At 34.9% G+C, this 23484-nt stretch carries 22 protein-coding genes; 15 read left to right on the plus strand and 7 right to left on the minus strand.

Going from position 1 to position 23484, the window contains the following annotated elements:
- The first annotated feature begins 2 nt into the window (after positions 1–2).
- Together lnt and MUB18_RS00475 are read left to right on the plus strand one after the other, a co-directional pair.
- On the plus strand, positions 3–1631 hold the full coding sequence (gene lnt, locus MUB18_RS00470) for an apolipoprotein N-acyltransferase (RefSeq protein WP_248754676.1): 1629 nt from the start codon (positions 3–5) through the stop codon (positions 1629–1631).
- A gap of 49 nt (positions 1632–1680) precedes the next feature.
- Complete coding sequence (locus MUB18_RS00475; RefSeq protein WP_248754677.1) at positions 1681–2808, plus strand: cysteine desulfurase family protein; 1128 nt, start codon at positions 1681–1683, stop codon at positions 2806–2808.
- A 48-nt stretch (positions 2809–2856) separates the two neighbouring features.
- Here MUB18_RS00475 and MUB18_RS00480 read toward each other — a convergent pair whose 3' ends face one another.
- Both MUB18_RS00480 and MUB18_RS00485 read right to left on the minus strand, forming a co-directional pair.
- The gene (locus tag MUB18_RS00480; RefSeq protein WP_094773027.1) at positions 2857–3276 is read right to left on the minus strand and encodes a copper resistance protein NlpE; all 420 of its coding nucleotides are present in this window, start codon (positions 3274–3276) and stop codon (positions 2857–2859) included.
- A gap of 85 nt (positions 3277–3361) precedes the next feature.
- Complete coding sequence (locus MUB18_RS00485; RefSeq protein WP_248754678.1) at positions 3362–3697, minus strand: tetratricopeptide repeat protein; 336 nt, start codon at positions 3695–3697, stop codon at positions 3362–3364.
- A gap of 328 nt (positions 3698–4025) precedes the next feature.
- On the opposite strand from MUB18_RS00485, the gene MUB18_RS00490 reads away from it, so the two are divergent.
- The 4 genes from MUB18_RS00490 to MUB18_RS00505 all read left to right on the plus strand — a co-directional run bounded on the left by MUB18_RS00490 (position 4026) and on the right by MUB18_RS00505 (position 7993).
- A complete protein-coding gene (locus tag MUB18_RS00490; protein ID WP_045752806.1) occupies positions 4026–4763 on the plus strand; it encodes an electron transfer flavoprotein subunit beta/FixA family protein in 738 nt (245 codons plus the stop codon).
- A gap of 21 nt (positions 4764–4784) precedes the next feature.
- Positions 4785–5759 carry an electron transfer flavoprotein subunit alpha/FixB family protein gene (locus MUB18_RS00495; RefSeq protein WP_094773029.1) on the plus strand — a complete coding sequence of 325 codons (975 nt, stop codon included), beginning with the start codon at positions 4785–4787 and terminating at the stop codon, positions 5757–5759.
- 192 nt (positions 5760–5951) lie between these two features.
- On the plus strand, positions 5952–6575 hold the full coding sequence (locus MUB18_RS00500) for a bifunctional nuclease family protein (protein ID WP_248754679.1): 624 nt from the start codon (positions 5952–5954) through the stop codon (positions 6573–6575).
- Between the two features lie 44 nt (positions 6576–6619).
- The gene (locus MUB18_RS00505; protein ID WP_045752803.1) at positions 6620–7993 is read left to right on the plus strand and encodes a nucleoside permease; all 1374 of its coding nucleotides are present in this window, start codon (positions 6620–6622) and stop codon (positions 7991–7993) included.
- Between the two features lie 383 nt (positions 7994–8376).
- Here MUB18_RS00505 and MUB18_RS00510 read toward each other — a convergent pair whose 3' ends face one another.
- The 3 genes from MUB18_RS00510 to MUB18_RS00520 all read right to left on the minus strand — a co-directional run bounded on the left by MUB18_RS00510 (position 8377) and on the right by MUB18_RS00520 (position 11234).
- Positions 8377–9942 carry a calcineurin-like phosphoesterase C-terminal domain-containing protein gene (locus MUB18_RS00510; RefSeq protein WP_248754680.1) on the minus strand — a complete coding sequence of 522 codons (1566 nt, stop codon included), beginning with the start codon at positions 9940–9942 and terminating at the stop codon, positions 8377–8379.
- Positions 9943–10065: 123 nt separating this feature from the next.
- A complete protein-coding gene (locus MUB18_RS00515; protein WP_248754681.1) occupies positions 10066–10494 on the minus strand; it encodes a hypothetical protein in 429 nt (142 codons plus the stop codon).
- Between the two features lie 182 nt (positions 10495–10676).
- Positions 10677–11234 carry a C40 family peptidase gene (locus MUB18_RS00520; RefSeq protein ID WP_411028110.1) on the minus strand — a complete coding sequence of 186 codons (558 nt, stop codon included), beginning with the start codon at positions 11232–11234 and terminating at the stop codon, positions 10677–10679.
- A 122-nt stretch (positions 11235–11356) separates the two neighbouring features.
- Here MUB18_RS00520 and MUB18_RS00525 point away from each other — a divergent pair, with 122 nt between their 5' ends.
- The gene (locus MUB18_RS00525; protein WP_045752801.1) at positions 11357–12253 is read left to right on the plus strand and encodes an EamA family transporter; all 897 of its coding nucleotides are present in this window, start codon (positions 11357–11359) and stop codon (positions 12251–12253) included.
- A 60-nt stretch (positions 12254–12313) separates the two neighbouring features.
- On the opposite strand, the gene mtaB is transcribed toward MUB18_RS00525, so the two are convergent.
- A complete protein-coding gene (gene mtaB / locus MUB18_RS00530; protein ID WP_248754682.1) occupies positions 12314–13633 on the minus strand; it encodes a tRNA (N(6)-L-threonylcarbamoyladenosine(37)-C(2))-methylthiotransferase MtaB in 1320 nt (439 codons plus the stop codon).
- Between the two features lie 334 nt (positions 13634–13967).
- Between mtaB and MUB18_RS00535 the strand changes: the two genes are divergently transcribed.
- From MUB18_RS00535 to MUB18_RS00545, 3 genes are all read left to right on the plus strand, one after another.
- Positions 13968–14789 (plus strand): thymidylate synthase, encoded by an 822-nt coding sequence (locus MUB18_RS00535; RefSeq protein WP_045752799.1) that lies wholly within the window; start codon positions 13968–13970, stop codon positions 14787–14789.
- 37 nt (positions 14790–14826) lie between these two features.
- A complete protein-coding gene (locus MUB18_RS00540; protein ID WP_045752798.1) occupies positions 14827–15321 on the plus strand; it encodes a dihydrofolate reductase in 495 nt (164 codons plus the stop codon).
- Between the two features lie 133 nt (positions 15322–15454).
- Positions 15455–16639 carry a serine hydrolase gene (locus MUB18_RS00545; protein ID WP_248754683.1) on the plus strand — a complete coding sequence of 395 codons (1185 nt, stop codon included), beginning with the start codon at positions 15455–15457 and terminating at the stop codon, positions 16637–16639.
- A 62-nt stretch (positions 16640–16701) separates the two neighbouring features.
- Here the strand turns inward: MUB18_RS00545 and MUB18_RS00550 are convergent, their stop codons facing one another.
- On the minus strand, positions 16702–17706 hold the full coding sequence (locus MUB18_RS00550; protein ID WP_248754684.1) for a D-alanine--D-alanine ligase: 1005 nt from the start codon (positions 17704–17706) through the stop codon (positions 16702–16704).
- 154 nt (positions 17707–17860) lie between these two features.
- On the opposite strand from MUB18_RS00550, the gene MUB18_RS00555 reads away from it, so the two are divergent.
- From MUB18_RS00555 to rpsA, 5 genes are all read left to right on the plus strand, one after another.
- The gene (locus MUB18_RS00555) at positions 17861–18679 is read left to right on the plus strand and encodes a PASTA domain-containing protein (protein WP_094773031.1); all 819 of its coding nucleotides are present in this window, start codon (positions 17861–17863) and stop codon (positions 18677–18679) included.
- 2 nt (positions 18680–18681) lie between these two features.
- Positions 18682–19722: an endolytic transglycosylase MltG gene (mltG, locus tag MUB18_RS00560; RefSeq protein WP_248754685.1), complete on the plus strand. Its 1041-nt coding sequence runs from the start codon at positions 18682–18684 to the stop codon at positions 19720–19722.
- A 1-nt stretch (position 19723) separates the two neighbouring features.
- Entirely contained in the window at positions 19724–20131 is a 408-nt protein-coding gene (locus MUB18_RS00565) for an acyl-CoA thioesterase (RefSeq protein ID WP_248754686.1), read from the plus strand.
- 2 nt (positions 20132–20133) lie between these two features.
- Complete coding sequence (locus tag MUB18_RS00570) at positions 20134–21105, plus strand: YihY/virulence factor BrkB family protein (RefSeq protein WP_248754687.1); 972 nt, start codon at positions 20134–20136, stop codon at positions 21103–21105.
- Positions 21106–21523: 418 nt separating this feature from the next.
- Positions 21524–23458: a 30S ribosomal protein S1 gene (gene rpsA / locus MUB18_RS00575; protein ID WP_045756269.1), complete on the plus strand. Its 1935-nt coding sequence runs from the start codon at positions 21524–21526 to the stop codon at positions 23456–23458.
- The last annotated feature ends 26 nt before the right edge of the window (positions 23459–23484 follow it).

Here is a 23484-nt window from a genome sequence, read left to right on the forward strand (position 1 = left end):
TCGTGAGAAATCAATACTTACTGGCACTTTTAAGTGCCTTTTTATTATGGTTAGGATGGCCACCCGTTCCCTATAGTAGTCCCATTTTACTAATAGCTTTCCTACCACTTTTAATTGCAGTTGAAAATATCATTCGGAATGAAGAGTTCAAGAAAAAAGGGAAAAAAATATTTTTAACGGCAGGATTAACAGCTGTTGTTTGGAATACAGCATCCATATATTGGGTGTATAATTCAATATCTGCCGTGATGCCTTGGTATATTGCGATCTTTATATCATTGATCCCTTTCCTCTTGGGATCACTATTGATGGCTCTGAGCTTTCGCTTATATTATCAGATGAGAAAAAAAACAGCTATTGGTATTTCTCTGTTTGGACTAATGGCTTTTTGGATATCTTATGAATATTTACACCAAACATGGGACTTAGCATTTCCATGGATGACCTTGGGCAATGGATTTGCCAATTTTCATCAACTTATTCAATGGTATGAAGTCACGGGTGTTTATGGTGGAACCATTTGGATCTGGTTAAGCAATATCTTGGTTTTCTTACTTTATTTAAACAAAAAGCAAATCAATACACTGAGTAAACCGCGATACATTAAAATCACGTTGGCACTAACTTTACTCTTACCATCAACTTATTCTATCATTCGTTATTTAACATTTGAGGAACACTTAAATCCTTCTCAAATTGTAACCGTTCAACCCAATATTGACCCATTTGGAAAATTTGGATCTATCAGCTCTGAAGACCAATTAAATACATTGATGAGGCTTTCAAAATCAGTTGCAAAACCGAATACGGAGTTTTTTATCTGGCCAGAGACAGCTTTATCCCAAAGAGGTGATTTCGATGAAGAAGATTTTAGAAATACCAGCACATTTGATTCACTTATCAATTTTTTAAATGATTATAAGAATGGTAACGTATTAACAGGAATTGAGAGCTATCAATTGTATAATGATCAGAGAACAAGTACCGCAAGAGAAATAGCGCCAAACCTATACAAAGACAATTTTAATGCAGCAACCTTAGTTGATGTTTCATCAAAACTACAGTTTTATCATAAATCAAAATTGGTTCCTGGAGTAGAACAGATGCCATTTGGCAGTGCTATCAATTTCTTAAAGCCACTATTTAGTGCTTTTGGAGGAACCACAGGAGGATATGGAAAGCAGGACAAACCTTCAGTATTCTATACTCAAAGTGGTATAGGCGCCGCTCCAGTTATTTGTTACGAGTCAATATGGGGTAATTATGTAGCAGAATATATTCAACAAGGGGCACAGTTTATTGCCATTATTACCAATGATGGCTGGTGGGGAAATACTTCAGGTAAAGATCAGCATTTAGAATATGCTAAATTAAGAGCAATCGAAAATCGCAGATGGGTAGCTCGTGCTGCCAATACCGGTATTTCAGGGTTTATAAACCAAAGAGGCGATATTATTCAGCAAACACAATGGTGGCAGCCCGCAGCCCTAACCCAAGAAATTAATCTGAGTGAAGAACTAACCATCTATACCAAAAATGGTGATATTCTAGCCTATATCGGTATTTTTACCGCTTTACTTGCTTCTTTAACATTTTTCAAAAAATCAAAAACAAGCAATTTTATTAAATAATCCAATTCGCACAGATAAGTAAACTTACTTTTACTTAATTTTGTCCATTATGCAAGTATATTTTGATAATGCTGCAACTACAGCGCTAGATCCAGAAGTCATTCGTGTCATGATAGACACCATGGAAAATAATTTTGGGAATCCTTCTTCCATTCATTCGCATGGCAGACAAGTAAAAACAATTGTTGAAAAGGCGCGTAAGTCAATTGCGCAAATCTTACATACTTCTCCATCTGAGATTTTCTTTACTTCTGGTGGTACCGAAGCCGACAATATGGCAATTGTACGTTCCATAGTAGATTTTGGAATCACACATGCAATCACAACTCCTATTGAACATCATGCTGTATTGCATACGCTAGAAGAAATGCAAAAAACAGGAAAAGTTCATCTTGATTTATTGCATGTAGATGCTCATGGTAATATCGATCTCCATCAATTAGAGGATTTACTATCCAACAATCCGAGAACATTCGTATCCATTATGCATGGCAATAATGAATTGGGCAATTTGAATGATATTGAAAAAATAGCTGAAATTTGCCAAAAATATAATGCGATATTCCATTCCGATACGGTTCAGACCATGGGACATTATCCACATGATTTGAGTAAATTAAAAATTGATTTCATTACTGGAGCAGGACACAAATTTCATGGCCCCAAAGGAGTGGGTTTTCTGTACATCAATGCCAATACAAAAATCAAACCCATGATCTACGGAGGTGCACAGGAACGCAATATGCGTGGTGGAACTGAAAATGTATATGGTATCGCTGGACTAGCAAGAGCACTTGAACTAAGTTATGAGCACATGGAAGAACATGCAACTTATATACAAGGCTTAAAATCCTATATGATTGAACAATTAAAAACTGCGATTCCTGATATAAGATTTAACGGCATAATAGAACCCAATAAGTCCCTTTACACCGTACTAAACGTATCATTTCCATGTACTGAAATGGCAGATATGTTACTTTTCAATTTAGATATTGCAGGCATTTCTTGCTCAGGAGGAAGTGCATGTAGTTCAGGTACAGATATTGGCTCACATGTCCTTGGAGCTATAAGATCAGATGGTAATCGACCATCCGTTCGCTTTTCATTCTGTCGTCACAATACAAAAGAAGAAATTGATTTCGTAGTAAATCATTTAAAAGATATCTGCAAATAAAAAAAGACCTTAATAGGTCTTTTTTTATTAATGTGATCTTATTTATAATTACTCTTGCATTTTCTCTAACTTATAATTTTCTGCCAACTCTCCAACAATATCATTACCTGATAAATCCAATTGCCAAAGTTTTGTTTTTTCTCCCAACTTGAATTTATAATCTACACCTTCTAAGGTAATAATATCATTTTCAAACTTCCATTTACCATCCTTAACAAATACCTCATCACTTTTATTCAGATACTTAGAAGTGTACCTATAGGAAAAATTTTGATTCAATTTTAATACAGTTTCTATTCCATCACAATCAGCACAAGGCATAATACCAGTGTACGAACCACTCAAATCATGTAAAGTAATATTTGGGTGGTCTTTCTTATCTTTCACTGCTTCCGCTCCCTTACGTTGGTTATCGCATGCAGTAAAAACCAATAAGATACAACATAATATAATAAATAGCCTTTTCATCTTCTATAAAACTCACTCTCGAAATCTCCAAAAACATATAGGCAAAATGAATACCAAAAATGAAATTTACAATGTTAAAATAATGTTAATATTCATCTTCATCATCTCCATCAAGTAAACTCAAAGCTCCTCGCAGTTCATTTAAAGCATGCATATTACGTTTCTGTTGGGTAATGATCATACCATTTTTATAGATGGTGCGTGCGTCATCGGGTCTATTCATTTTCTCATATAGTTTACCTAAGTGATAATAGGTCCCCACATAGTCGGCATGATTGGTTATTAAATCCATATAACCTTCAAGTGCCTCCTTTTGCTTACCTAATTTTAAATATTCGGTTGCCATTGCATATTTCAAAAACGGATCTTGTGGAGAGTCCTTCAAAAATTCCTTCAATTGTTCTAAACGTTCAGACATCATCTATTTTTAATTATATCGGTAAAGCTACAAATAATAGAACAAGCTAAAAAACGAGTCCAGAAAACAATTTACTATGCTAGCATATAAAAATGACAAATAATTGACGAATCTTTCGCAAATCAAATTCTCAAAAAATTCCTAATAAAATTACAGTTAACATAAAAAATACATCAATATTTTACAAAACATATAACACTTGAACTATATTGGGCTTTTTATTTAAGAAAAATGAAATTCAACAATTCCTATGCTGGAGTATGTTACTATCCCAAATTATCTTTACATTTAACTTAAATTATAGTAGGTTTGTATAAAACGGTTATAAATTATGAAAATATTAGTGTGTATAAGTAATGTCCCAGACACTACTTCAAAAATTACATTCACGAATGACAACACCGCTTTTAATACTGCTGGTGTACAATATATTGTGAATCCATATGATGAGATTGCCTTATCAAAAGCAATAGATTTAGCCGAAGGTGGCAAAGGCACTGTAACTGTGATCACCGTAGGAGATGCAAGCACAGATGCAACTATCCGTAAAGCTTTAGCAACCGGCGCTGATAATGCAGTTCGAGTTAATGCTTTACCTAGAGATGCTTGGTTTGTAGCAAATCAGATTGCTAACTATGCTAAAGAAAATAACTTTGATCTGATACTAACGGGTAGAGAATCTATTGATTATAACGGAACACAAGTAGGCGCTTTTATAGGTTCTATATTGAATATCCCATCTGTTTCGATCAGTAAAAAATTAGATATTGATGGTAACGCTGCTAGTGTAGAACGTGAGATCGAAGGTGGAAAAGAAGTATTAACACTAAATTTACCTGCCGTCATCGGTACAGCAGAAGGTGTTGCTGAAACTAAAATACCAAATATGAGAGGTATTATGACTGCACGAACAAAACCATTAGATGTCATTGAACCAATCGAAGTTGCTCAATTGTCACGTATAGTTAAGTACGAGACTCCAGAACCACGTGGCGCAGTGACTTTAGTTGATGCTAGCGATGTGGAAAAATTAGTTGCTCTTTTGCACGAGAAAGCAAAAGTTATTTAACCATCATTAAAACGGAAAAACATGTCAACATTAGTATATGTAGAAAATACAGACGGTCAATTTAAAAAATCAGCTTTTGAAGCACTTTCTTATGCCAAAGCTGTCGCTGACCAATCTGGCAGTCCAGTCATTGCACTATCAATTGGAAATGTAGATGATGATCAGCTACATCTTCTAGGGAAATATGGTGCCAACAAAATTTTAAATGTCAATACAGAACAATTAAAATCGTTTGTCAACCAAGCCTATGCTGCAATTATCGTTGATGCAGCCAAATCCAATGATGCATCCATCATTATTTTATCCAATTCTTTTTCAGGTAAAGGCCTAGCTCCAAGAGTTGCTGCAAAGTTGAACGCAGCCTTAGCAGATGGTGCTATTGAATTACCTCAACCAGTTGGAAACGACTTACAAGTAAAAACTGGTGCATTTTCAGGAAAAGCTTTTGCTCTTGTTGAACTTACATCACCAATTAAAGTCATTGCACTGAATCCTAATTCGTTTGAACTGAAAGAATCCGAAACTTCTGCAACAATTGAAAATTATTCACCAAGTATAGATGCAGGAGATTTTAGCACAATTGTCAAAGATATCATTAGAGCGACAGATAAAATCTCACTACCTGAAGCTGACATTGTAGTATCAGCAGGTCGTGGTCTCAAAGGACCTGAAAACTGGGCTATGATCGAAGAATTAGCTGATGTGCTGGGAGCTGCTACTGCCTGTTCAAAACCAGTTTCTGATGCGGGATGGAGACCTCATTCCGAACACGTAGGACAAACAGGAATTGCAGTAAGCCCTAATTTATATATTGCCATCGGAATTTCTGGTGCTATCCAGCATTTAGCAGGTGTAAGCTCATCCAAAACGATTGTTGTTATCAACAAAGATCCAGAAGCTCCATTTTTCAAGGTGGCAGATTATGGCATCGTTGGAGATGCATTTGATGTTATTCCTAAATTAATTGCAGCGTTAAAAGCTTATAAAGGATTGTAAAATTACTGATTCAGAAACTCCATTCTCAATAAAAATGTGAATGGAGTTTTTTTGTTATTCATTATGCACATCTTTTTTAGTTAAAAACGTCCTATGACTGAGAGAGAACGACAAATTTACCTTTATATCACCAGTATCATATTGCTATTCTAAGCAAATTTATCTAAGTTTGTAAACCGTAAAGGTATCATAATGAAGAAAATCAAGTTAGACATCGTTGGTTTATCCTACAGTCAGACACAATCTGGAGCATATGCACTAGTTCTAGGTGAATCTGGAGGTAATCGCCGTCTTCCTATTATCATTGGAAGTCATGAAGCACAAGCTATTGCGATAAGAATAGAAAAGATGGTTCCCAGTCGTCCACTAACCCATGATTTATTTCAGAATTTTGCAAAAGCTTTCCAAATTAATTTAGAAGAAGTACTGATATATAATTTAATAGAAGGCATCTTTTATTCTAAGATTATTTGTTCAGACGGTCAAAAAACAGTAGAAATAGATGCTCGTACTTCTGACGCCGTCGCATTAGCAGTACGCTTCGGAGCACCTATTTATGCCTACGACTTCATTTTATCTTCTGCTGGCATCGTTATCGAAGGTAACGAATTTGCCTTTCTTGAAAACTTAGAAAATGCCGTATCATCAGAGGTTATCTCTGATGATGTAAAAGAAGAAACGACCAAGCCGCAAATCCAAAATCCTTTCTCAAGTCTTACAGATGAACAATTAAAAACCGTTCTCGAACAATCTCTCCATGATGAAAACTATGAGCAAGCGGCATTAATTCGTGATGAAATCTCACGCAGAAAATAATAATCGAATCCTCGACAAAAAACAAACTCAACTATACATTACTTATGTCTATTAAATTAAGGTTGACCATTATGAACTTCCTCCAGTTTTTTGTGTGGGGAGCATGGTTAATTACAATAGCAAATTACTGGTTTGGTACCAAGCAATGGGACGGAACTCAATTTGGAGCCATCTTTGCAACGATGGGTTTTGCATCTTTGTTTATGCCAACTTTAATGGGGATTATCGCAGATCGGTGGGTCAATGCTGAAAAATTATACTTAGTGCTCCATCTATTGTATGCCGCGGTCATGTTTTACCTACCACAAATAAATGACCCGACAACCTTTTTTTATGCTATGCTTTTAGCCATGTGTTTTTATATGCCTACCCTAGCATTATCAAATTCTATAGCATATACCGTACTTACCCAAGGAAAATATGATTTAGTAAAAGCCTTCCCTCCGATTCGTGTTTTTGGAACTATCGGATTTATTGCAGCGATGTGGCTTGTAAATTTGACAGGAAGCAAAGCATCAGAAATGCAATTTTATATCGCAGGAATTTTTGCATTGGCATTAGGTCTATTTTCATTTTCAATACCAAAATGTCCTCCAAAAAATGTGAAAGATGAAAATTCTTCCTTGGCAAGAACACTTGGCTTAGAAGCTTTTAAATTATTTGGAAACTATAAAATGGCTTTGTTCTTTATATTTTCTATGTTTTTAGGAGCTGCCCTTCAATTGACAAACGCATATGGCGATGTATTTTTAGATGAATTTAAATTTTTCCCTAAATACACCGATTCATTTGTGATCAAATATTCGACAATCATTATGTCGATTTCCCAAATATCAGAAACCCTATTTATCTTAGCCATTCCATTTTTCTTAAAACGATTTGGCATAAAAAAAGTAATGTTGATATCGATGTTCGCATGGGTTTTACGTTTTGGATTATTTGCCTATGGAGATCCATCTTCTGGATTATGGATGATCGTCTTATCTTGTATTGTATACGGTATGGCATTTGACTTTTTCAATATCTCAGGCTCATTATTTGTTGAGACATCTACCAGCCCACAAATAAGAAGCTCCGCACAGGGTCTTTTTATGATGATGACAAATGGATTTGGTGCAGTATTCGGTAGCTTAGTGTCGGGATGGATTATTGACAAATATTATTCCATATCCTTTAATAGCATGGGACAATTAGCGTCCTTTTTAGATACCGATGTCAACAATAACACGTTGGTTTCGTTTGTTAAAGAAAGGGGATTGTCTATCAGTGAAAATGGATTATTCAATACACAGCTTATCCTCAAAGACTGGCATCATATCTGGCTCGCATTCTCTATTTATACATTGATATTAGCCATTTTATTTGCTATTTTATTCAAACATAAGCACGACAAAAACCTACCATTAGGTGCTAAATAAGAAGAAAAGCATTAAATGCAGATTCGGCGGGGATCGATCAATTCTTTTCAGTGAAAAATATACAATTTGGCTATAAAAGCATATATCACAAAAAGATAACATATCTATAAATAGATTGTATCCAATTACAATTAACAAAAGAAAATGGGCTATCCAAAATTTGGACAGCCCATATCTTTTTAAAAAACAAACTAAATTTTAGACGTGTTTCGCAACAGATCCCACATTAACCTTTTACTATATGAATCAAAAATTACTCTGGTACAAATATAAAGCTGCTATATTAAGCTATTCTTAAGTAATGTTTAACCTTTCAATATTATTCATAAAAAAAGCAACCTATAAAGGTTGCTTAACGGTTTTTATATGGCTATTAACTACTTTTATTTACGGACAACTTGAATTTCTTTAATCGCTGTATGTGTTCTATTGAACATATCGATTGCTTTTACTTCAACTTTATAATTTCCCTCTTTTAACTTTGGTAATTTAAATTTCCATAAATGCGTACTAACTGTTCCATCCGACGGTCTTCTCCCCTCTTTGTATGCTGTTGCTAAATCAAATTGCTGCACGGCATGATCGAAAGATGGATCAATCTCACCAACCTGCTCCATTTCCTTCCATTTACCTTCATTGATACGATACAAAACCTGATCACCTTTTTTACCAATGAAAAAGTTTGCATATACAGGATATCGCTGTGCATATTTTTGATCAATAACAGATGGACCATATAATGCAATCTGATAATTTGCATCCTTACCTACGACCTTATAATCAAAAGAATATTCATTATTCTTAATATTTAAGATGGCATATCCTTTTGGTGTTCCATCTCGCATAGTTGACACAGGTATTCCATTTTCATCCAGTTCTCCAGAGTACCAATCGCCAGAAGTCGTTCCTACATTATATTCATGGTGCGGTTTTGCTTGCTTCCAGCCTTCCTTAGCACCAAAGAAATTTTGTTGCTGGAAATGTGTATGAGCCGATAAAGAAAGTGTATGCGGAAATTCACTTAAAATATCAAATAGTCTATCGCGATCTGATGTACGGAAAACAGAAGCATCATCATGTGCTAAAGGAATATGAAAAGCCAAGACAATCAACTTATCTTTTGGTACATACTTCAAATCATTAGCAATAAAATCCAATTGATCTTTTCTCAATCCACCTTTATACCCTTTTCCTGTATCTGGATTGGGATAAATAATATCATCAATTACTAAAAAGTGAGCATTGCCATAATTAAAAGAATAAGTTGCGGGACCAAAAGAAGCTTCAAAAGCCTCGTCAGAATAAATGTCTTCCTTGGTATCAAAATTTAAGTCGTGATTACCAATTACATTAAACCAAGGCAATCCCATTAATGCAATTGTACTTTTATAAGCAGGATGTAACGATAAATCATTTCCAACCAAATCGCCTAAGCTTATCCCAAATACCGCGACATCTTTGTTCGCGACACGATCAATAATCCCACGTTTAAAATAATCCATCTCAACCATATCATATGCTTGTGGATCGCCAAATACAAATGCTGAAAAATCTGTAGACTCTTTCTGAGATGTCAATCCAAAATTGATTTCTTTAGGTAACTTTCCTGTAGGAGAAACACCTTTATAAGTCAACTGTGGACTTCCTTCAGGTTTATGGATATAATAGAATTGTGGCTGATGATTGGTATCTATCGGCAAAGCATAGTTCGCCGGTTTGATGACAAAAATAATATTGTCTTTATTCACAGGCAACTTGTACTGCCCCTTAGCATCAGTTTGGACGACATCTATACCATTACTGACAGAGACATTGGGTAAACCGACTTCTTTTTTATCAATAATTCCATTCTTATTGATATCATTAAAAACAATACCTTTCGCAAATTCTTGAGCACTAAGGCTGTAACTCAAAGACAATGCTGCAGCAACAGCAAAAATATTTTTCATTTGAATGTCTAACATAATTAAGAGCGAAGCTACTGCTCCAATGTGAATCAATAATCACCTTATGTTTAACAAACTGTTAATTGCAATAAAAAAGGGAATCAAAAATGATTCCCTTTAATTTCTTTATTTACTAGATCTAGATTGGGCTGCTGCCAAGATCCGATTGACCTCCTCAATCATGGATTTACCCGCATCCCGCATTTTAGGATTACCTGCAAAATCAGCATCAATAGTAACTTTTTTTGATTTATCTTTATAGTTGAATTCTAAATAATAACGAGGTACTGTAGCTGTTTCTATATTTTTTTTCGCCTCAGGACCCGTCATATCATCATCCAAATTCCAAAAACCTAATTCCTGAGCTTTGCGATGCAAATAAAGCAAATCATCTTTAGTCATACGAACGGTATCACGTTCTATTTCATTTGTCTTGGTCACATACTGAAAAATCCCTGTATTTGAATCATAATGATTGTCCATATGATTAGGCTCACCGTATCGAAAGACTACAGATTGAAAATCTGTAAAACGGAAAGGTGCATTGCTGATCATATTACTGTAGTAATAAACACAGTAAATTAGAAACGGTACTACAATACATAAACCCAAAAAAATCTTTTTACCCTTGATACTCATCTTTATTTTAGTTTTAGACAAAAATAAGGATTAAAACAGTTTTATAAAGTTTTATATGTTATTTGACACAAAAAAGGGAATTCAGCTTGAAAATTTGATTAAGATTTCGGTGATCCTGCATTTGTAAAGTATTTAGAATACCACGAATCAGCCAGATCTGAGATGATAACTCCCTTTTTGGTCGAGACATGCACAAATTTATTATTATGAAGATAAACACCCACATGATCAATATTACGGCCACCAAATGAAAAGAAGACCAAATCACCTTCTTTTAACTGCGCTGCTCTTTTATTTTTAACGACCACACTCATATCACGCGACGAACGTGGCAAGTCTTCTTTATATACTTTAAGATAAAGCATACCTACAAAACCAGAACAATCAACTCCTTTCTTTGTGGCACCACCCATACGATGTGGTATCCCCATCCATTCGTCAATAAAAGAGTAAAGATTCGGATTGAGCTCCTTTCTCTTTACATGTAGTAGATCAGCATAACTATCTAAAGAACTTTTACTATAATCTATTCCTCTTGCTTCACTAGCATCGGTCAAAACAGCGTTTCCACGACCATAATTATTCGTCTTTTTCTTTACAGAGCAACTACTAAGTAAAAGCAACAGACTGATAAAAAATAATAAATTTCGTTTCAAACACATAGTGAATAGTTAATGTTACCCAAATGTAATAAAACCAAATTTAACAGACAAACACACATATCGTTCTTATTCTACATTTCCAAGTTGTAATTTTGTCCGAATTTGAAAAAAGAGATATGGAAAAATTAAAAGGTGCTATTGCGGTTTTTATAGGCGCAAGTAGTTTCGGATTGTTATCTACATTTGTAAAAAAAGCATATGCACAAGATTATACCTTAGGACAAGTAACAGGTGTACAAGCTATTTTTGGTATGATCATCCTCTGGATGGTCTATTTGTTCATACAGCTACTCAATCCAAAAGCCAACGAAAGCTTTTCCAGAAAATCGAATAAATGGAAAATTGTCATTAGCGGTATCTCTACCGGCCTAGTAAGTCTTGTTTATTATAAATGTGTACAATTGGTGCCCGCCTCTTTAGCAATCGTTTTATTGATGCAATATATATGGATTGGTACACTAATCGAATTCATTATATTCAAAAATAGACCTTCTGGTCGTCAATTGATCGGTATTGCGATCGTCCTTATCGGAACTGTATTCGCAACTGGTCTCCTAGAGCACGGGATAGATAAGCTCAACTGGACAGGAATGATATATGGATTGTTAGCAGCTACAGCCTATGCTGTGTTTCTAATCGTCAATGGACGCGTGGGCAATGATTATCCTCCCATTCAGAAAAGCGCACTAATGGTCACTGGCTCCTGTGTTATGATCTGTTGCATCTTTCCGCCAACATTTTTGATTTCAGGCGTTTTGGGAGATAGCATATGGCATTATGGGCTTATTCTTTCATTTTTTGGTACAGTTATACCTCCCTTACTATTTGCCTATGGAATACCTAAAATAGGTTATTCCTTGAGTGGTATTTTAAGTTCAGCAGAATTACCTGTTGCAACTGCAATGTCCTATTTCATATTAAAAGAAGCAGTAAGTCCGATACAATGGGTTGGTGTATTACTGATATTAGCCACAGTTATTTGGTTAAATTCGAAAAAAGAAGAAACCGTATAAAAATTAAAGAGGTCCATGGTAATAACCATGGACCTCTTTAATTTTATATTTAAGTTGCACTTAGTGCACTAAGACCTCTTTTAATTCTTCTATTTCGACCTCACAGCTATCGGTAATCGACAGGTATTTCACATGGGCAACCTCATTGACCAACAATGGATCATAAGGAGTACGCACTTTTACATAATTTTTAGAGAACCCATGCATATATCCATCCTTCTCATCACTTTCAAACAGTACCTCACCAACTTTATCTAATTGCTTTTCATAAAAAGCACGACGTTTTTTTTCCGATAAAATATGCAACATTTTACTACGGTCACTACGCTGAGATCCTGGTACTGCACCTTCCATTTGCGCTGCTATAGTATTCTCACGTTCGGAATACGTGAATACATGCAAATAAGAAATATCCATCTCATTTAGGAAATTGTAAGTGTCGATAAAATCTTCACGCGTTTCACCCGGGAATCCCACAATAACATCTACACCAATACAGCAATCAGGCATTAATTCCTTTATTTTCTCCACACGTTGCGCATAAAGCTCACGTTTATAACGACGACGCATCATGCTTAGCACTTTATTATTTCCAGATTGTAAAGGCATATGAAAATGTGGAACAAACCGTTTAGATTGAGCCACAAACTCAATAATTTCATTCGCTAAAAGATTAGGCTCAATCGAAGAAATACGAATTCGGTCAATTCCAGTAACTTCATCCAAAGCTTTTACGAGATCCAAAAACTTATCTTGTCGTTTACCATCCCGAATACCAAAATCACCGATATTAACGCCCGTTAACACAATTTCTTTCACTCCAGAAGCAGCAATTTCTTCAGCTTGTCGTACAATTTCCTCAATTTTACCAGAGCGACTTGCACCACGCGCAAGAGGAATTGTACAAAAAGTACAGGAATAATCGCAACCATCCTGCACTTTCAAAAATGTTCGCGTGCGATCTCCAATAGAATATGCCGATACAAATTGATTTGTTTCATCAATGGGTGCATTATAAACAACTGCCTTCTCATTTTTTGTCAGATCATTAATGTGCTCAATGATATTAAACTTCTCTGCAGCACCCAATACCATATCTACTCCTGGTATCTCAGCAATCTCCGCAGGTTTTAATTGTGCATAACAACCCACAATGGTGATATAGGCATTAGGTGAATATTTAAGCGCTTCCTTCACCACCTTACGACATTTCTTATCAGCATGATCCGTCACCGAACATGTATTAATTACATAAACATCTGCCGCACTATTAAATGGCGTTGTTTCATAACCCGCGTCTTGAAAGACTCGACCTATGGAGGATGTTTCTGAAAAATTCAATTTACATCCTAAGGTATAGAAAGCTACTTTTTTACTCATAATGATTTTGCAAAAATACAACAAAAAGCTCCAAATGAAAATTCTTAATTCTGATTTACACGCTTTTCAATTAATTATGAGATTTTAATGATTCAAATAAAGGAGCCATGGACTTCATATCACTATTTTTCGCCTATTTATAAGATCTCTTAAAAAGAGCCTATTTCAGTTTTACCCGCACGCACTTTTTAGAATCATAATGTGAATACTTCAAAAATATCTTACCTTCGTATATAATATTATATGTTTATATCATGATCAGCTTTAAAGCAATCATAAATTCAAAAAGCTTCGTCATTTCATAATCACAAATAAATAAAAGCAACTATTTACAATGAAACAATACCTTGACTTACTAGAGCACGTATATACAAATGGGGTCACTAAGACTGACCGTACTGGAACAGGAACTAAGAGTGTATTTGGATATCAGATGCGTTTCAATTTAAAAGAAGGCTTCCCATTGGTGACGACAAAAAAGTTACATTTAAGATCTATTCTGCATGAATTAATCTGGTTTTTGAAGGGAGATACAAACATCAAATATTTAAAAGATAATGGAGTAAGCATTTGGGACGAATGGGCAGATGAAAATGGTAATTTAGGTCCTGTTTATGGCTCACAATGGCGATCATGGCCAACACCCGATGGTGGACATATTGACCAGATTGAAAACATCATCAAGCAATTAAAAACATCACCAGATTCGAGAAGAATAATTGTTTCAGCTTGGAATGTTGCAGAAATCGAAAATATGGCTTTGCCTCCATGTCATGCATTTTTTCAATTCTATGTTGCCCCTGCCGATCCTGAAAATGGAATTTTAAAACCACAGTTATCTTGTCAGCTGTATCAAAGAAGTGCAGATATCTTTTTAGGTGTACCTTTTAACATCGCTTCTTATGCATTGTTAACGATGATGGTCGCTCAGGTATGTGATATGGAAGCCGCTGAGTTTATTCATACATTAGGAGATGCCCATATTTACAGTAATCACTTCGAACAAACAGAACTACAATTAAGCCGTGCGCCCAAGACATTACCTCAATTAAAAATCAATCCAGAAATAAAGGATATTTTCGAGTTCAAATTTGAAGACTTCGAATTGCTAAACTACGAGTCACATCCGCATATCAAAGCACCAGTGGCAGTTTAACAATAATGATTCCTATACTTTTGTGTAAAATATAAATATGAGTAAATTGAAAATAACATTAATCGTAGCCGCAACTGAAAATAACGTCATCGGCAAAGGAAATAAAATGCCTTGGCACTTACCTAATGACCTTAAATATTTCAAAAAAAACACATTAGAACACAGTGTAGTCATGGGTAGAAAAACCTTTGAATCATTAGGAAAACCACTACCAGATCGCAGGAATATCATTTTAACTCGTGATATGACAGCAAAATCCGATGAGGTAGATATTGCCAATAGTTTTCAAGAAGTATTGAACTACTGCAGAGATGAAAGAGAAATTTTTATCATCGGTGGTGGCGAAATATTTAAACAAACACTACCATTTGCCGATAAAGTTTTGCTCACTCGACTGCACACAACTATAGAAGGAGATGCTTACTTTCCTGATTTACCAGCACAGGAATGGGAGCTGGAAAGCGAAGAAAAACATGTAAAAGACGAAAAACATGCTTTTGATTATAGTTTTCAAGTATATGTAAGAAAATAATATGAGGCTTCCTAAATAATAGGAAGCCTTAATCATAAAACTACCTTTCGAAAATTATCAGACCTAAACCGATATGCGTAAATACCTCACTCTTTTATTCATAAGTTTCATACCTTATTCCTTTGCTCAAAAAATGGACACGATTTATCTCGAAAAACTTCTAAGAAGCCATCCCGAACTTTTTCAAAAAATCTTAGATCACCCCAATAAAAATGAAGTTCAGATTCTTTATACGCAGATTGACAGAGATAAAAACAATATACCACATTTTACATCATTTAGCTACAGATTAGACCCAAACTGGTATTTCTATCCTGCCAGCACTGTAAAACTCCCAACAGCAATTTTAGCATTAGAAAAAATAAATGAACTAAACATGGTAGGATTATCAAAAGACACACCGTTAAGAATAGATTCATCTTACGAAAAGCAAACCGCTGTATCAAAAGACCAATCTGCTAAAAATGGGCTCCCCTCAATTGGTCAATATATTAAAAAAATCCTTTTGACAAGTGACAATGATGCTCAAAATAGACTGTTTGAATTTATTGGTCGAGCCGAATTGAATAGCAAATTGATAAAACATGGTACCAAAAATAGTCGCATTGTCAATAGGCTTGCAATTGGAGATAAAGGTATCTGGGCAAAACATACAAATTCAATAACGTTTTATCAAGGAGGCAATCCGGTCTATAAACAAGAGGCACAATATGATCCAAATGATTATCCAATTAAGCTTCAAAATACAGTTCAGGGAAAAGGTTATATGAATGATAAAGATGAAATTATTTACGAACCATGGAGTTTTGAGGGGCTCAATGTATATCCCTTAGATGACCAACAAATGATATTAAAAAAATTATTATTCCCAGAAGCATTTAAGTCGCGTGAAAGATTTCAACTTACCAAAGAAGATTACTCTTTTATATATGACTACATGTCTCGGTACCCATTTGAATCTGATTATCCTAAATACGACACAACAGAATTTTGGCCCACCTACAGTAAATTACTTTTTTATGGTCGCGACAAAGAAGCATCTCTAAATCCAAATATCCGTATCTTCAATAAATATGGCGATTCGTATGGATACAATATAGACAATGCATATATTGTTGATTTTGAGAAAGGAATAGAATTTCTACTTGCAGTAGTTGTACAATCTAATGAAAATGGGATTTATAATGATGGAATCTATGAGTATGACACCGTCACTTATCCATTTCTCAAAAACATAGGTCAGGTCATCTATCAAGAAGAACTTAAAAGAGATAAAAAAGTAAAACCCGATCTCTCAAAATTTGATTTTAGAAAATAAAAAAAAACCGCTTTACAACCTATCGTAAAGCGGTTTTTTTTAAAAAATTCATCTTTTACCGATTATCTTTTCAGAGCCACTTCAATTAAAGTACCATAAAACTCTTGTTCAGTCATCCCAGTCGCACGTACTTGCTGCGGAATAAAGCTCTGCGGAGTTTGTCCTGGAATGGTATTGATTTCAATAAAATAAAACTTATCCGTATCGTTTTCCAAAAAGAAATCAATACGGACCATTCCTTTGCAATTCAATCGCACATAAATTTCCTTTAATATCTTTGCAATTCGAGATTGTTGTTCTTCATTAAGATCTGCAGGAGTGATTTCTTCCGTTAATCCAGGAATATACTTAGCCTCGAAATCAAAAAACTCGCGTGTAGTTTTCACCTCCGTTGCAGGAAGTACAATCAATTCACCATCTATATTACGATAGATTCCTTCAGAAAATTCACGTCCATGTACAAACTCCTCTATGATCACTTGGCTCCCTGTATTCTCCGCATCAAAAGCCTTATCAATAGCGGCCTGTAACTCTTCAGCAACTTTTACTTTTGTCATACCGATACTACTACCCCCAGCATTTGGTTTTACAAAATACGGAAGTGATAATTTCTCTTCCACTAAGGACACACCTTCTGCACGTTGCGTATCAAATAATAACACCGATTTTGCTAAGTTTATATGTTCAATATCTGCGAGTATTGCTTTTGTATATCCCTTATTCATGGTCAGCGCCGAAGTCAAGGCATCGCAAGAAGTATAAGGTATACCCACTAAATCAAAATAACTTTGCAGACGACCATCCTCACCAGGAGAACCATGTACCATGATAAATGCTAAATCAAACTTCAATATGCTATCATTGAGCAATAAGGTGAAATCTTCTTTATTGATAGGACATTTTATCCCAGAATCACTTACATAAAACCAAGCATCCTGTGTAATCGTAATTTGATAGATATCATATTTGTCATGATCCAACTGTGAATAAACAAATGCCGAACTTTTAAAAGAAACTTCCGCTTCGCCTGTATAACCTCCAGTTATTAATGCTATTTTTGTTTTCATAAAATTATAGTGATTCTTATAGCAAATATAATTTGCGATACACAGAAAAACGAATAATTTTGTTCAATAATTAAATGAAGTGTATTCGAAACAAATAATGGCGCTAAACTTGCTTGAAAAGAATACTATAAAATGATTTTTTAAAGAAATATAAATGTCAAAAATATTACAATATTTAAGAACTAATACGTTTAGAAACAATCTTCTAATTGCCATAGGTTTTGTTTTAGCAATTTTCCTATTCATCTATTTAGGTTTAAAAGTATATACGAAACATGATGAGTCCATCGAAGTCCCACAAGTAAAGGGATTACATGTCAGTGCTGCTATTTCAGCATTAGAGAATGCTAATTTAGAATATCAGATTGATTCTGTGTATCAAATGGATGCTAAACCCGGCTTGGTGATTGAGCAAGATCCTGAACCCAAATTTCATGTAAAAACCGGAAGAACAATTTATCTGACCATTATTACACAAGTAGCGCCTGAAATTGCTTTCCCTAAAATTAAGGATAAAACATTAATTGAAGCTTCTTCCATACTAAAAAATCATAATTTACGTATAGGTGATACAACTTATGTAGCTGATATCGCAAGAGACATCGTATTAGATGCCCAATTTGCAGGACAGTCTATTCGTGAAGGCAGAATGATTACAAAAGGATCTAAGATTGATTTAATACTCGGTAATGGTCAAGGTGCAAATGAAGTTCAAATACCAGATTTGTCAGGGCTTACTGTTGCAGAAGCAAAATTTGCACTTCAAGGAATAGGATTATCCTTAGGGACTGTTACATATGATATTGGTGTTTCAGACACCAGTACCGCGCGTGTCATTACACAATTTCCAGGATTAGAAACAGGTATAACAAGTATTGGTTCTAAAATTGACCTCACTTTGTCAAATAGCATTCCGACTACTCCTACAACAACAAATCCTTCTTCAACACAAAAACAAAAAACAAATCCATAAAAATGGAAAATAAAAAGAAAATACCAAGTTGGTTAAAAATTAGCATTCTCCTGATCTTTGTCGTTGGAGGTTATTTTGGTTGGACGGCTTACAAGACCTTCTTAGCGTCAAATGTTACCGACAATCAAAAATATTTATATATCAATACAGGAGACACTTATGCACAAGTATTGCAAAAGATCAAAGAACAAAAAATAGTTTCCGATCCTACTAGTTTTGATAGAGCAGCAAAATATCAAAATTACACCGATAATGTTAAGCCCGGACGTTACGCATTGACACCTGGTATGAACAACAGAAGATTTATTGGTAATTTAAGAGGTGGTTATCAGGAACCAGTTAAGTTTAGGTTTGAAAATATCCGTTTAAAAGAAAATTTCGCCGCAAAATTAGCAGATAATTTTGAAGCAGATTCTGTTACATTTTTGACGTTACTCAATAATGAAGATCTAGCAAAATCGTATGGTTTTACTAAGGACAATTTCATTGCGATGTTTATCCCGAATACATACGAGCTGTATTGGAATACAACACCTGAAAAGCTATTTGCCAGATTTCATGATGAATGGGAAAAATTTTGGACACCGGAGCGTTTGGCTAAAGCAAAAGCAATCAATTTGACACCTCAGCAAGTAAGTTCACTTGCAGCAATTGTAAAAGGTGAAGCATTGCATAAAGATGAAATGCCTGCTATAGCTGGTTTATATTTAAACAGGCTGCAAAAAGGAATGTTATTACAAGCAGATCCAACAGTTATTTTTGCCAATAACGATTTCACTATCCGTCGTGTACTAAATAAACACTTGAGAGTAGATAATCCTTATAACACTTACGTCTACAAAGGTCTTCCTCCAGGTCCGATTATGATGCCAAGTATTGTAGCAATAGATGCGGTGCTGAATTACAAGCACCATGATTATATTTATATGTGTGCCAAAGAAGATTTTTCAGGTTATCATGCGTTTGCCACAAATGTTGCCGAACATCAAATAAATGCACGTAAATTTCAAAAAGCATTAGACGAACGAAATATCAAAAAATAATATGTTTCAATTCGAATATCAAACCCGTGTACGCTATGCTGAGACCGATAAAATGGGATATGTGTACTATGGGAATTATGCAGCATTTTACGAAATTGCACGCACTGAAATGCTTAGAAGTACCGGTTTTTCTTATCGAGAATTAGAAGATATGGGTGTGATGTTACCTGTCATCGAGATGAAGTGCAAATACATCAAGCCGGCAAGATATGATGATTTGATAACCATAAAAACAACCATCCGTATCAAGCCTGCTGTAAGAATTATATTTGAATATGAATTATTCAACGAAAAACAAGAATTAGTAAATACGGGGGAGACAACGTTGGTTTTTGTCGATATTGTCAAAAATAAACCGACAATGCCACCCGCCATTTTTTTAGATAAAATGTCGAAATATTTTGATTAATCATGTCAAAAATTCATCACTACTTATTGCAATTAAAACCTTACAATCAAGTTGTTGAATGGAGCAAAGCGGTCATTTTACCTGGATTCGGATCTCTACCATTATATACAGTAGCTGTATTTTTTTTTCAAGAAATATCCCGTGATTCAATCTTAAGTAAGGCATCTTCCCTTTCTTATAGTTTCATGTTAGCCATTTTTCCTGGCATTATCTTTCTTTTTACGTTGATTCCTTATATACCCATAGACAATTTTCAGGAACAGCTTTTAGAATTCTTAGAAGTTGTGATCCCGCGAAATGCCTATGAAGTCGTCGAAACAACACTAGAAGATATTATCAAGAATCAGAATGGAGGTCTCCTATCTTTCGGTTTTATATTAGCCACATATTTTGCGACCAATGGTATGGCATCCATGATGCGGGCTTTCAATAAAGCATCCCTCATGGCGGAAAAACGAACATGGATCAAGCGTAGAATGATTGCACTTGGACTTGCTTTTTTGATCATCACCGCACTAACAGTAGGAATGACCATATTTACGTATGCCGGCATTATTGTCAATTATTTAAAAGACAGTATCGCGATCACCAAAAGCTTCTGGGCATTCGTTATCAAAGCAGCACGATGGCTTATCATATTTGGAATTTATTTCTTTACCGTAAGCTGTCTTTATAAATTTGCCCCGACATCATCCCGTAGATGGAAATTGTTTAGTCCAGGGGCTACACTGGCAACAATATTAGCCATCCTGACCTTTTCTGGTTTTGCATTTTACATCAACCACTTTGGTACATATAACAAACTATACGGTTCTATCGGCACCTTAATTGTAATTATGATCTGGATGTACCTCAATACATTAATATTGCTGATCGGGTATGAATTGAATGCTGCAATTGCATTATCCAAACAAAGCATTAAAATAGTACGACCAAAATCATACAATTCATTTAAAGGTATAAACGAACAATAATCTCCTATCCTTTTTCCCGCTCCATAGTCCGATTAAAAAAATTGGGTTATCCACAACAAGCATCCTTTCGCTATCATTAGCTACTAAATGATATTTGATACATTAAGTATGTGGAAACGGATCCATCCATCTGTTACAATAGCACAACCCCAAAAATTATAAATAACTATTTTACAGCAACTTATAAATACACAATAATTGAAGCTCTAAATGATATAGATCGTTTTATTACCTCTATTTTAACACGTATACCTGGATATGTGGCCTACTTAACTGATGGTGTATCTATTTATAATACCCAAGAATAAATGTAATGTGGATAACATTTTAAAAAAAATAATATATAAATACTTGTTAATAAAAGTTTTTCGTATTTTTGCAGTCCCTACAAAGTGGGGAAAAGGAGAAAAAATAATTAATGGCAAAAAAACAAGAAGTAGAAAAAGAGTTAGCAGCGAAAAACGCAGAGCTACAAGGCGCTGACACCAAAGTGGTGAAAGACACAGAAAAAATTGAATCAGAGGCTGATTCAAAACTAATCGAAGAAATCAAATCTAACACATGGATCACTCCAGAAGGTGAATTCGACTGGGATGCTAGTGACAAAGGTTTCGGAAATTACAGCGAGGCTGAGCGCGCTAAATTAGAAGAACAATACGCAGGTACTTTCAACCAAATCAATCAAGGTGAAATTATCGAAGGTACTGTTGTTTCTATCAACAGTAAAGACGTTGTCTTGAATGTTGGTTTCAAATCTGACGGTTTGGTTTCATTATCTGAATTCCGTGACTTACCAGAATTGGCAGTTGGCGATGTAGTTGATGTTTTCGTAGAGTCGCAAGAAGATGCTAATGGACAATTAGTATTATCTCGCAAACGTGCTAAAACTCAAAAATCTTGGGAAGCTATCAATGAAGCATTGGAAAATGATGCTATCATTAACGGTTTTGTTAAAAGCCGTACTAAAGGTGGGCTTATTGTTGATATCAAAGGTGTTGAAGCATTCTTACCAGGATCTCAAATCGATATCAAACCTATCCGTGATTACGATGTTTACGTTGGTAAAACAATGGAATTCAAAGTTGTTAAAATCAACCACGAATTTAAAAACGTTGTCGTATCACACAAAGTTTTAATTGAAAACGACTTAGAGAACCAAAAATCTGAAATCGTATCTAAATTAGAAAAAGGACAAGTATTAGAAGGTACTGTTAAAAATATCACAGATTTCGGTGTGTTCATCGATTTAGGTGGTGTTGATGGTTTACTTCACATTACTGATATTTCATGGGGTCGTATCGAGCATCCAAAAGAGGTATTATCATTAGATCAAACTATCAACGTGGTAGTATTAGATTTTGATGATGAGAAAAAACGTATCGCTTTAGGCTTGAAACAACTTTCTGAGCATCCTTGGGAATCTTTAGATAAAGACTTAGCTGTTGGTTCTAAAGTAAAAGGTAAAATCGTAACAGTTGCTGATTACGGTGCTTTCTTAGAAATCATCCCAGGTGTTGAAGGTTTAATTCACGTTTCTGAAATGTCTTGGTCTCAAAACTTACGTTCTCCACAAGAGTTCTTAAAAGTAAGCGATGAAATCGAAGCTGAGATCTTAACTTTAGATCGCGAAGAACGTAAAATGAGCTTAGGTATCAAACAATTGACTCCAGATCCTTGGAAAAATATCGTTGAGCGTTACCCAGTTGGTTCTAAACAAACTGCAGTAGTTAAAAACATGACTAACTTCGGTGTGTTCGTAGAATTAGAAGAAGGTATCGACGGTTTGATCCATATCTCTGATTTATCTTGGTCTAAAAAAATCAACCACCCTAACGAATTCACTAAAGTTGGTGAAAAATTAGATGTTGTTGTTTTAGAATTAGATGAAGAAAACAGAAAATTATCTTTAGGTCACAAACAATTAGAAGAAAACCCTTGGGATACTTTCGAAACAATCTTCACTATTGATTCAGTTCATGAAGGTACAGTATTGAAAGTTGGAGACAAAGGTGATATCGTTGCTTTACAATATGGTGTTGAAGGATTCTGTCCATCTAAACACTCTGTAAAAGAAGATAATTCTGCACTTAAAGTTGATGAAGTTGCTTCATTCAAAATCATTGAATTCAACAAAGAAAACAAACGTTTAGTAATTTCTCACTCTCGTATTTGGGAAGATGAAAGAGCTGAAGCACGTGTTGAAGAATTCAATGCTCGTAAAAAAGAAGCTAAAGTAGCTAACAATGCTGTTAAAAAAGTGAAAGATTCAGTTGAGAAATCTACATTAGGTGACTTAGACGTTCTTGCACAATTGAAAGAGCAAATGGAAGGTGATGAGAAAAACGGTAAATAGTTTTTAGCATCAACTCAATCATATTA

Origin of the sequence: Sphingobacterium sp. PCS056 (assembly GCF_023273895.1) — a bacterium.
Lineage (GTDB): Bacteria > Bacteroidota > Bacteroidia > Sphingobacteriales > Sphingobacteriaceae > Sphingobacterium.

Bases quoted from the DNA above. Each gene is read 5' to 3' on its own strand.
- MUB18_RS00475 (WP_248754677.1), top strand. From the start codon at position 1,681: ATGCAAGTATATTTTGATAATGCTGCAACTACAGCGCTAGATCCAGAA.
- MUB18_RS00480 (WP_094773027.1), bottom strand. From the start codon at position 3,276: ATGAAAAGGCTATTTATTATATTATGTTGTATCTTATTGGTTTTTACT.
- MUB18_RS00485 (WP_248754678.1), bottom strand. From the start codon at position 3,697: ATGATGTCTGAACGTTTAGAACAATTGAAGGAATTTTTGAAGGACTCT.
- MUB18_RS00490 (WP_045752806.1), top strand. From the start codon at position 4,026: ATGAAAATATTAGTGTGTATAAGTAATGTCCCAGACACTACTTCAAAA.
- MUB18_RS00495 (WP_094773029.1), top strand. From the start codon at position 4,785: ATGTCAACATTAGTATATGTAGAAAATACAGACGGTCAATTTAAAAAA.
- MUB18_RS00500 (WP_248754679.1), top strand. From the start codon at position 5,952: ATGAAGAAAATCAAGTTAGACATCGTTGGTTTATCCTACAGTCAGACA.
- MUB18_RS00505 (WP_045752803.1), top strand. From the start codon at position 6,620: ATGTCTATTAAATTAAGGTTGACCATTATGAACTTCCTCCAGTTTTTT.
- MUB18_RS00510 (WP_248754680.1), bottom strand. From the start codon at position 9,942: ATGAAAAATATTTTTGCTGTTGCTGCAGCATTGTCTTTGAGTTACAGC.
- MUB18_RS00515 (WP_248754681.1), bottom strand. From the start codon at position 10,494: ATGATCAGCAATGCACCTTTCCGTTTTACAGATTTTCAATCTGTAGTC.
- MUB18_RS00525 (WP_045752801.1), top strand. From the start codon at position 11,357: ATGGAAAAATTAAAAGGTGCTATTGCGGTTTTTATAGGCGCAAGTAGT.
- mtaB (WP_248754682.1), bottom strand. From the start codon at position 13,633: ATGAGTAAAAAAGTAGCTTTCTATACCTTAGGATGTAAATTGAATTTT.
- MUB18_RS00535 (WP_045752799.1), top strand. From the start codon at position 13,968: ATGAAACAATACCTTGACTTACTAGAGCACGTATATACAAATGGGGTC.
- MUB18_RS00540 (WP_045752798.1), top strand. From the start codon at position 14,827: ATGAGTAAATTGAAAATAACATTAATCGTAGCCGCAACTGAAAATAAC.
- MUB18_RS00545 (WP_248754683.1), top strand. From the start codon at position 15,455: ATGGACACGATTTATCTCGAAAAACTTCTAAGAAGCCATCCCGAACTT.
- MUB18_RS00550 (WP_248754684.1), bottom strand. From the start codon at position 17,706: ATGAAAACAAAAATAGCATTAATAACTGGAGGTTATACAGGCGAAGCG.
- MUB18_RS00555 (WP_094773031.1), top strand. From the start codon at position 17,861: ATGTCAAAAATATTACAATATTTAAGAACTAATACGTTTAGAAACAAT.
- mltG (WP_248754685.1), top strand. From the start codon at position 18,682: ATGGAAAATAAAAAGAAAATACCAAGTTGGTTAAAAATTAGCATTCTC.
- MUB18_RS00565 (WP_248754686.1), top strand. From the start codon at position 19,724: ATGTTTCAATTCGAATATCAAACCCGTGTACGCTATGCTGAGACCGAT.
- MUB18_RS00570 (WP_248754687.1), top strand. From the start codon at position 20,134: ATGTCAAAAATTCATCACTACTTATTGCAATTAAAACCTTACAATCAA.
- rpsA (WP_045756269.1), top strand. From the start codon at position 21,524: ATGGCAAAAAAACAAGAAGTAGAAAAAGAGTTAGCAGCGAAAAACGCA.